Origin of the sequence: Indiicoccus explosivorum, from assembly GCF_002167005.1 — a bacterium.
Classification (GTDB): domain Bacteria; phylum Bacillota; class Bacilli; order Bacillales_A; family Planococcaceae; genus Indiicoccus; species Indiicoccus explosivorum.
Window position 1 is genome coordinate 59250 of record NZ_NHTN01000009.1, and the last position, 12153, is coordinate 71402.

The 12153-nt window shown below is 55.2% G+C and carries 12 protein-coding genes and 1 pseudogene; 7 read left to right on the forward strand and 6 right to left on the reverse strand.

What is annotated here, in order from left to right; translation table 11 throughout:
- Positions 1-91 precede the first annotated feature (91 nt).
- Positions 92-1393, reverse strand: coding sequence for an ABC transporter substrate-binding protein (locus CCE92_RS03130; RefSeq protein WP_420913221.1), 1302 nt, complete (start codon positions 1391-1393; stop codon positions 92-94).
- Entirely contained in the window at positions 1384-3087 is a 1704-nt protein-coding gene (locus CCE92_RS03135; RefSeq protein ID WP_088006067.1) for an alpha-amylase family glycosyl hydrolase, read from the reverse strand. The genes CCE92_RS03130 and CCE92_RS03135 overlap by 10 nt, the downstream gene beginning before the upstream one ends.
- Before the next feature lie 364 nt (positions 3088-3451).
- Between CCE92_RS03135 and CCE92_RS03145 the strand changes: the two genes are divergently transcribed.
- Entirely contained in the window at positions 3452-4477 is a 1026-nt protein-coding gene (locus tag CCE92_RS03145; RefSeq protein ID WP_088006069.1) for a LacI family DNA-binding transcriptional regulator, read from the forward strand.
- A 56-nt stretch (positions 4478-4533) separates the two neighbouring features.
- On the opposite strand, the gene CCE92_RS03150 is transcribed toward CCE92_RS03145, so the two are convergent.
- Entirely contained in the window at positions 4534-4923 is a 390-nt protein-coding gene (locus CCE92_RS03150; RefSeq protein WP_088006070.1) for an RDD family protein, read from the reverse strand.
- A gap of 232 nt (positions 4924-5155) precedes the next feature.
- Here CCE92_RS03150 and CCE92_RS03155 point away from each other — a divergent pair, with 232 nt between their 5' ends.
- Together CCE92_RS03155 and CCE92_RS03160 are read left to right on the forward strand one after the other, a co-directional pair.
- Positions 5156-6058: a DMT family transporter gene (locus CCE92_RS03155; RefSeq protein WP_088006071.1), complete on the forward strand. Its 903-nt coding sequence runs from the start codon at positions 5156-5158 to the stop codon at positions 6056-6058.
- A gap of 90 nt (positions 6059-6148) precedes the next feature.
- Positions 6149-6838, forward strand: a complete 690-nt coding sequence (locus CCE92_RS03160) for an SDR family oxidoreductase (protein ID WP_088006072.1) — start codon at positions 6149-6151, stop codon at positions 6836-6838.
- Positions 6839-6998: 160 nt separating this feature from the next.
- Here the strand turns inward: CCE92_RS03160 and CCE92_RS03165 are convergent, their stop codons facing one another.
- Complete coding sequence (locus CCE92_RS03165; RefSeq protein WP_088006073.1) at positions 6999-7457, reverse strand: SAM-dependent methyltransferase; 459 nt, start codon at positions 7455-7457, stop codon at positions 6999-7001.
- Between the two features lie 310 nt (positions 7458-7767).
- Between CCE92_RS03165 and CCE92_RS03170 the strand changes: the two genes are divergently transcribed.
- From CCE92_RS03170 to CCE92_RS03185, 4 genes are all read left to right on the forward strand, one after another.
- Positions 7768-7923 (forward strand): cytochrome c oxidase subunit 2A, encoded by a 156-nt coding sequence (locus tag CCE92_RS03170; protein WP_088006074.1) that lies wholly within the window; start codon positions 7768-7770, stop codon positions 7921-7923.
- A 36-nt stretch (positions 7924-7959) separates the two neighbouring features.
- Positions 7960-8427 (forward strand): cytochrome c oxidase subunit II, encoded by a 468-nt coding sequence (locus CCE92_RS03175; RefSeq protein ID WP_088006075.1) that lies wholly within the window; start codon positions 7960-7962, stop codon positions 8425-8427.
- Positions 8428-8448: 21 nt separating this feature from the next.
- Positions 8449-10146 (forward strand): cbb3-type cytochrome c oxidase subunit I, encoded by a 1698-nt coding sequence (locus tag CCE92_RS03180; RefSeq protein ID WP_088006076.1) that lies wholly within the window; start codon positions 8449-8451, stop codon positions 10144-10146.
- Between the two features lie 176 nt (positions 10147-10322).
- The gene (locus CCE92_RS03185; RefSeq protein WP_088006077.1) at positions 10323-11261 is read left to right on the forward strand and encodes a hypothetical protein; all 939 of its coding nucleotides are present in this window, start codon (positions 10323-10325) and stop codon (positions 11259-11261) included.
- A gap of 86 nt (positions 11262-11347) precedes the next feature.
- Here the strand turns inward: CCE92_RS03185 and CCE92_RS03190 are convergent, their stop codons facing one another.
- Positions 11348-11785, reverse strand: coding sequence for a DUF4357 domain-containing protein (locus CCE92_RS03190; protein WP_088006078.1), 438 nt, complete (start codon positions 11783-11785; stop codon positions 11348-11350).
- A 104-nt stretch (positions 11786-11889) separates the two neighbouring features.
- A pseudogene (locus tag CCE92_RS16160) lies at positions 11890-12063 on the reverse strand (pyroglutamyl-peptidase I); the annotation flags it as partial.
- Between the last annotated feature and the right edge of the window lie 90 nt (positions 12064-12153).

Here is a 12153-nt window from a genome sequence, read left to right on the forward strand (position 1 = left end):
CCCGGATAAGACAACCGGTGTATTCCCTGCCGGACGTCAAAAGGGCTGTCAATGAATGAGAGGGGTGCCGTCAGACACTCCCTCCCCTGATTTATTGGATGACTTCCTTGACCGCGCTTTCGGCTTCCGCCAGCGCTTCTTCCACACTCTGCTCACCGACGGTCACACTGTTCACCATTTTCGGGATGGCGCCGGAGCTTGAGATATCGCCCGCTTTCAGGAAGTTCTGGCCGTCCACCAGACCGAATATCTGGATTTCTTCGAAGGAAGAGGCGATTTCGGTCGACAGGTCGCCGAATGCGTTGATGACTTCGTTCGACTGGTATGCTTCACTTTCTGTCACGAGGTCACTGACCGGCTGCGCACCGCCTGGTGACATCAGCACCCATTCCGTCATGTTTTCCGGCTGTGCCATGAATTCGACGAATTCTTGTGCGGCTTCTCTCTCCGCGTCTTCGACACCGGCTGTGATGGTCAGTGCGGAAACAGTCCCGTAGACCGCGCTTGTTTCATTGGTCGGAATCGCAAATCCAAGATTTTCCGCATTCCCCTGTTCAAAGACACCCGGCAGGATGTAGGTCGAGTAAATGGCCATCGGCGCCGTATTGTTCATGAAGGCGTCGTTGACTTCCGTAACCCCGTTGGAGCCCGGCATCGTATATTGGGAAAGCTCCTGGTAATAAGCGAGCGCTGCCTCCATCTCCGGCGTGTTGATCGTCAGTTCGCCTTCCGCGTTCAGCACGTTGGCATTGTTCGACAGCGCGAACTGGGAGAACGCCTGCTCCGAGAAAAGGCTTTCTTCAGTCGGCAGCGCGATGCCGTACTGGTCTTCCGCAGGATTGGTGAAGGCTTCCGCAACGGCCAATACTTCATCCCATGTTTCCGGTTCTTCAAAGCCTTTCGACGCAAGCGCTTCCTTGTCATACCAGATTCCCTGGACCCAGCCGCTGATCGGCAGGCCGAGGTATCCGTCGCCCGTTTCGTTGCTTATGAGCCGCAGTGCACCGTCGTAGAAATTATCCGCCCCGACGGATTCAATGGCTGCCGCCACCGCCTCCTGGTCGATGAGCTGGTCTTTCGCCATCACCCTTGCGAAATCCTGGCTGACTTCCAGCACTTCCGGAAGCTGTCCGGCGCTTGCCAGCGTGACCACTTTCGTGTTGTAGGCATCTTCTTCAACCGGCACCTGCTCAACCTGGATGTCCGGATGCTCGCTTTCGAATTTCTCGACGAGATCCGTAATGACCGCCAGACGCTCCTGTTCCACCTGAGAGTGCATGAATTCGATTGTCACGCTCCCGTCTTCACTCACCGCTTCCTCCCCTCCGCAAGCAGCGAGACCTGTCGTCAGGCCGAGTGCGGCCGCCAATCCAAACACTTTTTTCATCGTAATTCCTCCCCTTTTTTGATCGGTTTGAGCCATCGGAACCCATAAGGCACAAGATCGAGTCCGCCCGGCGCTTCCACTTTTTCTCCCGTGACAACATCGAGGAAACTGCCTGACACACCGGCGTTCACCTTCCGGCCAGTCAAATTGTTCAAGACGAGCAGGCGGCTTCCTGATTTATCGATCCTGCTGTAAGCGAAGACCGATTCCCCGAAATCCTCCACTTCCATCCGGTTGTTCGGATGGAACAGCGGTTCGTTTTTCCGGATCCCGATGATTTTCTTCAGGCCGGTGAAAATGCGGTTTCTGACACTGCCGTCCGCCAGCAGTTCGCTTTCCAGCCGGTCATAATCGAATTTCTGGCGGTTGATCGACCGGTTGCTGCCGGTCGCCTCGACGCCCGCATAATCATTCCCGGACCCGAGGATGCTCTGGACATAGACAGCCGGAACGCCAGGCAGTGTAAGAAGAATGGAATGGGCCAGCAGGAACTTGGCGATCCGCGCCTCATCCCCTTCCTGTTTCCGGCTCAGCGCATCGAAATAAGTAACATTGATTTCGTATGGGATTTCCCGGCCGTCCTCTGTCCGCTTATACGAGACGAGCGCCCCTTCTTCCTGCAGGCTGCCGACGAGATCGGTGATTTCGTTTTCCGGGACGATCCCCCGGATCGGATTCAGCCCGATTCCGTCATGCGAAGCGAGGAAATTGTAAAATGCCGTCTCTCCGCCGGTATCCGGAAGCCCTTTCGCCCACTTTGTTAAAGCGCTTCCATTTCCGTTGTGAATGGAATAAAGGACCAAGGGCGGAAGCGGGAATTGATATACCATGTGCGCTTCGTCGTGCCCGTTCCCGAAGTAAGAGATGTTGTCCTCGTGCGGGACGTTCGTTTCGGTGATCAGGACGGTGCCGGGTGACGCTTCATCCGCGATATCCCGGAAAAGCTTGACGATTTCATGCGTTTTCGGATGATGGATGCTCGGTGTGCCGACCTCTTTCCAGACAAAGCCCACCGCATCCAGGCGGATGAATTCCGCGCCTTGCTCGATATAGAACAGCAGAAGCTCCGCCATCCTGACCAGCACTTCCGGATTTCCGAAGTTCAAATCGATCTGGTCACTGCTGAAAGTGGTCCAAATGTGCTTTTCTTCCCCGTCAGCCGTCGTGAAAGCGGTCAGCAGCGGGTGGGCTCTCGGTCTTGTCACCGCACTCAAATCCACGGAAGGATCCATTTCGATGAAGAACTCCCGGTAAGCGGGATTGCCCTTCAAGTACTCCCGGAACCATTCGCTTTCCGCGGAAATGTGGTTGCAGACATCATCGAACATGAGCCGGACCGAACCGGACAGCCGGCGGATATCTTCCCAGCTGCCGAGAGCGGGATCGACTGCCCGGTAGTCGATCACCGAGAATCCGTCATCGGACGAATACGGATAAAAAGGAAGGATATGGACGATATTGAAGGAATCCGAAAGGTGTTCGTCCACCATCTTCTCCAGCGACTGCAGGGCCGGACGCCCTTCTTCCCTGAACTGATCGCCGTACGTGATCAGCACCACATCCTCTTCGTCCCACAGCTGCTTTCTCTTTCGTAAAGGCTTCCTCTTCGTTTCTTCTATGGCTGCGACAATCCTTGAAACATACGGTTCAACATCTTGATCTTCGTAAATAAAGGACAGCCTGTTTTTTATTTTTTCCATTGCAACCCCCTTTTTTGGAACCGCTCCCATAACGTCAAAAAAAGAAAAAACCTGATCAGTGGCGGCGCCGGTTTTTAAATTAAATGCGATTGTTTTCTTAATATTCTATTGATTGGTACCGCTCCCACAGCTAAAATATATAATATAAAAATCTTTCTGTCAAATCAGTTTTCGACTTTTCCGCACGCCTTTCCCAGCCGCTTTATCCTTGATCGCGCCCCGTTTTCCCGGTGTGTCGTCCATGCTAAAAAAGGAAGTGTGCGGTAATGTAGAGAGCGGGGAACCGCCCCCGGCAGGTCCCATCGAAAGGATCTGACGGGATTTCTGTTTCCGAATCTCCTCACCATCCGAAGGAGGATAGCCAATGAGACCGACCATTTACGACATCGCAAGAGTCGCGAATGTCTCCAAATCGACTGTATCCAGATTCCTGAACAACCAGAAAAACGTCTCCCTGCATGCGCAGGAACGCATATTAAACGCCATCGAAGAGCTGAATTACCATCCGAGCAAGCTCGCCCAATCCCTCTCAAAAGGGTTCGACGCGATTCTCATCGTGTCCCGTTCCAATAAAACGACAGCGGACAATCCATTCTTTTCGGAAATTCTGCATTCCATCACTCAGCGGGCCGAAGAGGAGAATTTCGATGTCATTCTCCAGACTTCCCATGACAGTGAGGAAGAATTGCGCAAATGCACAATGAAGATCCGGGAAAAGATGATCAAAGGGATCATCATGCTGACCTCTCCGGCAAGCGAGGAAATGTTCCAGCAGCTGGATGTCTTCAACATCCCGGTCGTCGTCATCGGCAAAGTGGAAGGGACGTATAACAACGTCTTTTGCGTGGACACGGACAATTACCGGGACAGCTATGACCTCACCCGCTACCTGATCAGCCAAGGGCATGAGAAAATCGCCTGCATGCACTCCCCGTTCGATTACAATGTCGCCATCGACCGCTTCAGCGGCTATGCGGACTGCATGGCCGATCACGAGCTGCGGCCGCACGAGGATTGGATTGTAAACAGCGGCTATGCAAGCGACGAAGCATACATGGCCGCCCGGCAGCTTCTCGCGGCTTCCGAACCGCCGACCGCTGTTTTCGCGACCGATGATATCAAAGTCGTGGGCGCCTATAAGGCATTTTCGGAGAAGGGTCTCCGGATTCCGGAAGATATCTCCATCGTCGGCTATACGAACCAGCACTTATCCCAGTTCCTGTTCCCGGCGCTGACCGGCATTGAGATCCCGGTGAGAAAGCTGGGGGAAACCGGCACGGAGCTTCTTTTCTCCAAAATCAAAAAGAATGACGCTTCGTCGCAGTCGAAAGTCATACTGCCGACGGGACAGCTCATCCGCGATTCAGTATCGGCGCTGACTGCCACATAACCTTGCTGTCGCAAACACGACAAAAGCGGCTCCCCGTGAAACAGGAGCCGCTTTTTTCAATCCATCTCTACTTTTGTCCGCGCGTACACGTCATACGGAAATCTCGTGCCTTCATACTGCTTATAAGCCTTGCGGTGTCGCCAATACTGCAGCGGGCCTACCGTGTCCCGGTGCGCCATGCGCCTGATGATCTGGCTTGCGGCCGGCTCCGCCCCGTCTTCGCTCAGGATCCGGATGCCCATCACTTTCTGGCCGACCGTACCGCCGTTCAGCCGCATTTGTGCATATTCAAGCCCCCACGCCAGCGCGGTCGGCAGCACCACCGTCTGCACGAACCCGCTCTTCACTTTCCTTCGCATGAGCGGCTCCAGTGCGAGTGATGCCCCGCTGGCGATCGCCCCGTCAATCGCGTACGCCCACGCCCGCTTTTTCGTCAGTTCCTGCATGTTCCATCCCCCGCTTTCCGTTCGCTGTCCCTTCCATCATAGAGAACCCGCAGCGCTGATACAATCCCCGAAACCGCCTTTGAACTGCAAGCCTGGCTATTGCCGGCCGCTTCCGATAGACTGGGAACGGAAAGCTGTTTTACGGGTTTATTCCAATAAATTCAGCAAAATTTTTCATCCGCGCCCCTGCTTCTTAAGCAGCTGCGCAGTCAACCGTCCGAGGAGGGAGAACATGAACCGGAAGTCGTTTTTCATGGCGCTGATCACCATCATCATCTGGGGATCCACGTTCGCCGCCATCCGCGCCAGTCTGCTGGGCGGCTACGAAGCCGGCCACCTTGTGCTGGTCCGCTACCTTATCGCATCGTTATTGTTTTTCCTGTACGCGCTGTCCAGAAAAAAACGGTTCCGCCTGCCCGATAAACAAGACATCTGGAAGATCCTCGCGCTGGGATGGATCGGCATCAGCGTCTACCATATCGGCGTGACGTTCGGCGTGCAGACCATTCCTGCCGGAACTGCCGGCATGCTCATCGGCTCGGCGCCGATCTTCACCGCCATCATCGCCGTCCTGGTGCTGAAGGAGCGGCTGACCGGTCTCGGCTGGGCCGGTCTCGCCGTCGGGTTCACGGGCATCCTGCTGATATCCGTCGGCTCCGCGGGTCCTTCCGTTTCGCTGGCGGGCGGCGCAATATTCGTGCTGGCGGCCGCCGTGGCGACTTCGGTGTTTTTTGTGTTCCAAAAACCCCTCCTCGCCAAGTACGGAGCCATCGAATTGACCGCTTACTTTACATGGGCCGGCACGCTGCCGTTTTTCATCTTCCTGCCGGGGCTGGCCGGCACGCTCCAGCAGGCGGCGCCCGAAGCTCATCTTGCCGCCTTATATGTGGGCATTTTCCCGGCTGGGCTTGCCTACGCCACATGGGCGATCGCGCTGTCATCGGGAAACGCAAGCTCTGTTTCGAGCATGATGTATCTCGAGCCGGCGATCGCCATCATCGTCGCCTGGCTGTGGCTCGGTGAGTGGCCGGAAACCCTTTCACTGGCCGGCGGCGTCATCGCCATGGCCGGTGTGGTGATTGTCGCGGCGCTGGGCCGGACGAAATCCGGCCATGACTTACAGGCGGCCGATTAGGCGGGCGACGGAACGCACCGAGCCGATCAGTGTACTTCACTTCTTAAAGCCCTTAAAATGAAGGACACAAAAACTGGAAAGGATGAGACCATGAAAGTATTAGTCGCAGGAGCGAACGGCCAGATCGGAAAGCACCTCGTCAAATTCATCCAGGAAGACGGCAATTTGGAAGCGAGGGCGATGATCCGCTCGGAAGAACAAGCCCCCTACTTCAACGGCCTCGGCGCAGAAGTGGCCGTCGTGGACCTTCAGGACGACGTCGATGTGATTGCGAAAGCCGCGGAAGGCGCGGATGCGGTCGTGTTCACGGCAGGATCCGGTCCGCATACCGGCCCCGATAAGACACTGATGATCGACCTGGACGGCGCTGTCAAAACGATCGAAGCCGCCAAACGCGCCAACGTGAAGCGGTTTGTGATGGTCAGCTCATTCAGCACGGACCGGGAAGCCATCCAGTCCGCCCCGGAAAGCTTTGCCCCGTATGTGGTGGCGAAGCATTACGCAGATGAATGGCTCCGGTCGACCGATTTGGATTACACGATCGTCCATCCCGGCGCACTCACGAACGACCCGGGCAGCAGCCGAGTCGAATTGGCCGAAAAATTGGATGTGAAGGAAGCGCCGGAAGAAGGCGATGCGTACATGGAACGCATCAAAGTCCCGCGCGAAGACATCGCCCGGGTGATTGTCGCCACCTTGAACAGCCCGTCGACGATCGGCAAAAGTTTTCAGGTCGTGAACGGCGACACGCCGGTTCAGGAAGCGGTAGAATCCATCTAAAAACGATATCGAGTCAGGTTGTGCAGAAAAGGCCCGTTCCGCCGATGGAACGGGCCTTTCCCTTTGGGGTTCCATTCTCTGCATACATCAACGGCTTAGCGCTGACTTCGAATAAAACCGGCTGCCTAAGAATGAAGAAATATCGTCGTTACAGCGTAAATCACTCCCAGTAGTCTTTCATCAGTTCCGTCGACCAGGCTGGCTGCTTCACTTCTTCATTCGGCAAAAATTCCTTCATTACCGGCTTGATGTCGATCACCGGTGTGTGATCGATGGCATCCAAGCCCGATACATATATTTTTGACCCTTCCGCTTTCACCAGCTTCGCGATGGTCGCCCCGATCCGGTTCGGGCGGTTTTTCCCCCGCTGTGCGAAAATCCCGACTTTCGGCCAGTCCGTGTTGTTCCTCGGATGCCTGGAACCGTACTGGACCTTATCATCCGGGACGAGATGGAACAGGTAAATCACTTCAATATGCGAAAAAGCATCGAGCCCTTCAATGGCATCCGCCCCAAATCCGTCTTCCAGCTCGATGACAGAAACAATGCTGCCCCAGTAATCATCTTCCGCTTCTTTGCGGTCATTGAACACAGTTCCAATCCTTTTTACGGTAAACATCTCAGTGATCCACCTCACCCGTTTTTCTTCATCCTATCACAGCTTGCCCGTACTTTCCGCAGAAGCCGTATTCCGCATCAACAGCAGTTTCCGCATGCAGCGGAGGCCGTTCAGGCGGGGATTTGTTTGGGTGGGCGGCTGTTATTCATGGGACTGATTTTTTTGCTTTTTTGATAATCTTTTAAGCGAAAGTGTGATTTATTTCACACCATCCAAACACGGCCGGCAGTATAGTTAAGGTGAAATCATATCATCAGTCCGGGGACCCTCCCCGGTTCAGTTTAATCCATACGAGAAGGAGGCAGCAGCAATGAAGAAACCTTCCCGCCAATCCGTCCAGGGAAAGGGCCACACCACCGCCGAAGAAAGTTCGCTGAAAGGGACGTTCGTCTCCGTCCTGATCCTGGCGGCGATCATGGTGGCTTCCTGGGCCGCCATCATGCTTTTATTTCTGGAGCGTTTTTAATCACCGTTCAAGAGGATCGAAAGGAGATCACAGGACATGCGCATTCATCATTATGAGAAACTTTGGCTGATTATCGGTTCCCTGATCCTGATCATTTTCCTGTCCATTCTGGCCGTCCAGACATTCGTCCTGGACATGGGGCCGCCGAGCCACGCCGAAACGATCGACCCGCAGAGCGTCCGGGAATCGGAGCTTTTCGCGAACACTGGACTGCAGGAAGTCGGCGACAAGGAATATGAAATCGCCATGATCGCGGAAATGTTCGCCTTCCGGCCGGGCGATCTGGAAGTGCCGGTCGGGTCGACCGTGCATTTCACGCTCGCGTCACCGGACGTGACCCACGGCTTCAAAATCACGGATACGAACATCAACGTCATGGTCGTGCCCGGCCATATCTCCAAAATCAGCCACACCTTCGACGAGTCGGGCGAATACTTGATCCTGTGCAACGAGTATTGCGGTCTCGGACACGAGTATATGGCCAACACCATCACTGTAAAATAACCGAAAGAAAGTTGGGAGAACATGACACACGCATCCGAACTGCCCGTCCTTCCTAAAGGGAAAGCCGCCGACAGCGGACTGACCGCCGGGATCCCGAGAGAAGATGCCATCTTATCCGCCGCCAACTTGACGATCGCCTTCGCGGCGCTGCTGTTCGGAGGACTCGCCGGACTGCTGCAGGGATTCGTCCGGAGCGGCTACCTGGAATTGCCTTCGTGGATCAGCTACTACGCCCTGCTGACAGCCCACGGCGTGCTGCTCGTCCTCGTATTGAGTTCCTTCTTCAGCATCGGCTACCTGTACGCCGGAACATCGAAAGTGCTGGGCGGACTGGCGCCGATGACGCGCAACTTCGGCTGGGCGGGCTTCGCGCTCATGTCCGTCGGCACCGCCATGGCCGCGTTCTTCATCCTGGCCGGAAAAGCGAACGTGCTGTACACCTTCTACACCCCGATGCAGGCGCATCCGTGGTTCTACATCGGACTCGCCCTCATCGTCGTCGGCATCCTGCTGAACTGCGTCGGCATGTTCATCACTTATCAGGGCTGGCGGAAGCAGCATCCCGGACAGCTGACGCCGCTGTTCGCGTTCTTCTCCAACGCCGTGTTCGTCCTGTGGGTGTTCGCGTCGCTCTTCATCGCTGTGTTCGTCGTCGGGCTCGTCATCCCGTGGGCGTTCGGCTGGGTCCCGACCATCGATCCGATGATCGGCCGCACGCTGTTCTGGGCATTCGGCCATACGCTCGTGAATATCTGGATGCTGACGTCGATTTCGGCCTGGTACGTCTCGATGCCGAAAGTCATCGGCGGCAAAGTGTTCAGTGATTCCCTGGCGCGGGTCGCCGTCGTCATTCTCGTCGTGGCCAACGTGCCGGGCGGCTTCCACCACCAGATCCTTGATCCCGGCCTGTCCGTCGAACTGAAATTCCTGCACGTCATCCAGACGTTCATGATCATCTTCCCTTCCCTGATGACCGCGTTCGCGATGCTCGCGACGATGGAGCGGGCGGGAAGAGCGAAAGGCGTGACCAGCCTGCTCGGCTGGTGGAAGATCCTCCCGTGGTCCGACGCCCGTTTTTTCGCGCTGATCGTCGCCATGTTCGCGTTCATCCCGGCTGGCCTCGGCGGCATCATCAACGCCAGCAACCAGATCAACCAGGTCGTGCACAATTCCATCTGGGTGACCGGCCACCTGCACCTGACCGTCGGAACGACCGTCATGCTGACATTTTTCGCCGTCTCCTACTGGCTCATTCCGTTCCTGTCCGGCAGAAAGATGACGAAAGTGCTTAACCGGCTGGCCATCGCTCAGACGATCATCTGGGCGAGCGGCATGCTCATCATGTCGGGCGCCATGCACATCAACGGACTGCTCGGAAGCCCGCGCCGGACGGCCAACACGACGTACACCGGACACGAAGCGGCGGCGGACTGGGCGCTGTACGAATCATTCATGGCCATCGGCGGCATGATCCTGTTCGGCGCCATCACCCTTCTGATCTACATCTGGGTGCAGCTCGCGTTTTTCGCCCCGAAAGGCGAAACGGAATTTCCGATCGGCGAAGACGACAGCAAGAAAGACGTGTCCCCGCTGTTCATGGACCGCTGGGCGATCTGGGTGGTGCTCGCCACCCTGTCCATCGCCATCGCCTATGTCATCCCGCTGGCCGACTTCGTCTCCGGCCACAATCCGGGATCGCCGCCGTTTTTGATGCCTTGACGGTTTTCGAATAAAACACAGCTACCAGCAAGGGAGCGCATTCGCGGAAGCGGACAGCGCTCCCTTTTTTTGCTTGATTCCCGGCTGACCGGACAGACTGCGTAGGAAAATAAAATAGGCGTATGTATGGTATGAAATGAAAGCGGCTGAATAATTGATAACGGGAGGGAAAGTCTGTGACGTGCATATACTGTTTAAAAGAAGCGGGAGCGGAATACCGGGTGAACGCGGCGGGGGTGGTTTTCTGTTCGGACGAATGCTATGAGAATTATATGGAAAACCAGCCCGACACGCCGGATGACGTCTCACATCCATACATCGATACATATGAACTGATCCGGTTCCATTACATCGATTGGCTCCGGAACTGGGAATCCGATCTCGAGAAGGTCAGGTTTAATAATCCGCAGGGAAAAGCCGATGAGATGAACGACACGATCGATGAAATCATTGATGCACATGGCGACTTCGTCCGGGCGGAAGGCGACGATGGAGTTTTTGCAAAGGAAATCTACAGGTATGTGCTGAAATTCGAGGAACTGCAGAAGCAGATTCTCGACTGGCGGCCCGAACGGCAGGCGGTGTATTACTTACCGCTCGATGAACTGCCGGCCGGATCGGATGGCCGTTTCCGGAACTGGAGGCACTTCGCCGATCACCTTTACGGGATAAAGGCCGTAAACCTGTTTTTCCTGCTGAAAGACAATGTTCATCCGTATGACGAGATGGTTTTCTGGTTTGAGGACGAAGCGTATTTAGCGGAAGTGTACGAAGAGCTGGCCCGCGTGTTCGGCGACGGAACCGTGAAGGATTTGGAGGCTTTCGAGGCGTACAGGTGCGAAGGGTCATGCGGGGATTACGTAGTGATTGAAGATATCGATAGGGAAGCGCTCGACGGCTGGTTCTACTGCTGGATTTGCGAAGAAAGTTACTGTCCCGGATTCTTTTCAGAAGAGGAACTTCTGGAGGAAATAAAGAAAGTGGATGCCGCTGAAAGCATTCAGGAAATGTGCCAACGCAGGTCCAACTGGTTTTCCTATATTCCGAAAATCAAACGGTCATGCCGACGGCACAGCGTCGCATTTCCGGATTGGATCGACTGCGGAACCGCTTAATCATTCAACGGAATCTTACGCTGGCGGGCTGTCTGAACGGAAAAAGCGGACCGCCGTTCCCGGCAGTCCGCTCCATGCATTGCGGGTCATTTCCCTTTCCAGTCATGCAGGCCTTTCGCCCACCCGCCGATGACGACACCCGCCGCCGTCCGCGGCGAATCAAACGCCGTGTTTTTCGTCAGCAGCAGCCTGCCGTGGACCGGAAGCAGCGAACCGTCCAAAATGAGCGCCTCGCGCATGCGAATGTATTTCTTTGGGCATTTCGGAGAAGTGGAAGCCGCGAACTTCGAGCCTTTCTGCACAATGAACTCATCTTCCCTGTGAAAGCCCACAGCTTCCGCTCCCCGCTTCGACCTAATCGCCAACAGCTCCCTCAGTTCCTGTTGCTCCACCTTCCGGAACAGCCCGGTATGGAACGGCTCCACAATCTCCTCCTGCCCCGTCTCCGGGTCGAACTCGACGAACTGGTAAAGCCGCCCGTAAATGCTGTGGTCCATCTTCCGGATAAAGCGCTCTGTTGCCATTTGATCATCTCCTCAACGTATAGAACCGCTCGATACGGCTCTTTATCCGTTATATAGGGAAATGGTGGATTAGCGAGTACGCCACGGAGGAAATCAAGAAATAATTATTCCAATTCGCCGATACAAATTTCGATGCTCTCCTTCAAATCCCGGTGTGACCAACTCGGAATCCGCCCGTGCTGTATTGCCAACTCATGTGATGCAGGAATGTGAATAAAACCCGATTTCATCGCGGGTTTTTCTGTTTTCGCGTAATAGTTGCGTAAATAAGTGCCGGCGGCAAGGTTTGCGTTTCATTAATAAATTGATTACGGATAGATTTACATCTCTGACGAAGCATCCTTTTGCCTTTAATTACGCATATAAAT

Excerpts from the sequence above, each read along its gene's own strand:
- CCE92_RS03135 (WP_088006067.1), bottom strand. The coding sequence starts at position 3,087 with ATGGAAAAAATAAAAAACAGGCTGTCCTTTATTTACGAAGATCAAGAT.
- CCE92_RS03145 (WP_088006069.1), top strand. The coding sequence starts at position 3,452 with ATGAGACCGACCATTTACGACATCGCAAGAGTCGCGAATGTCTCCAAA.
- CCE92_RS03150 (WP_088006070.1), bottom strand. The coding sequence starts at position 4,923 with ATGCAGGAACTGACGAAAAAGCGGGCGTGGGCGTACGCGATTGACGGG.
- CCE92_RS03155 (WP_088006071.1), top strand. The coding sequence starts at position 5,156 with ATGAACCGGAAGTCGTTTTTCATGGCGCTGATCACCATCATCATCTGG.
- CCE92_RS03160 (WP_088006072.1), top strand. The coding sequence starts at position 6,149 with ATGAAAGTATTAGTCGCAGGAGCGAACGGCCAGATCGGAAAGCACCTC.
- CCE92_RS03165 (WP_088006073.1), bottom strand. The coding sequence starts at position 7,457 with ATGTTTACCGTAAAAAGGATTGGAACTGTGTTCAATGACCGCAAAGAA.
- CCE92_RS03170 (WP_088006074.1), top strand. The coding sequence starts at position 7,768 with ATGAAGAAACCTTCCCGCCAATCCGTCCAGGGAAAGGGCCACACCACC.
- CCE92_RS03175 (WP_088006075.1), top strand. The coding sequence starts at position 7,960 with ATGCGCATTCATCATTATGAGAAACTTTGGCTGATTATCGGTTCCCTG.
- CCE92_RS03180 (WP_088006076.1), top strand. The coding sequence starts at position 8,449 with ATGACACACGCATCCGAACTGCCCGTCCTTCCTAAAGGGAAAGCCGCC.
- CCE92_RS03190 (WP_088006078.1), bottom strand. The coding sequence starts at position 11,785 with ATGGCAACAGAGCGCTTTATCCGGAAGATGGACCACAGCATTTACGGG.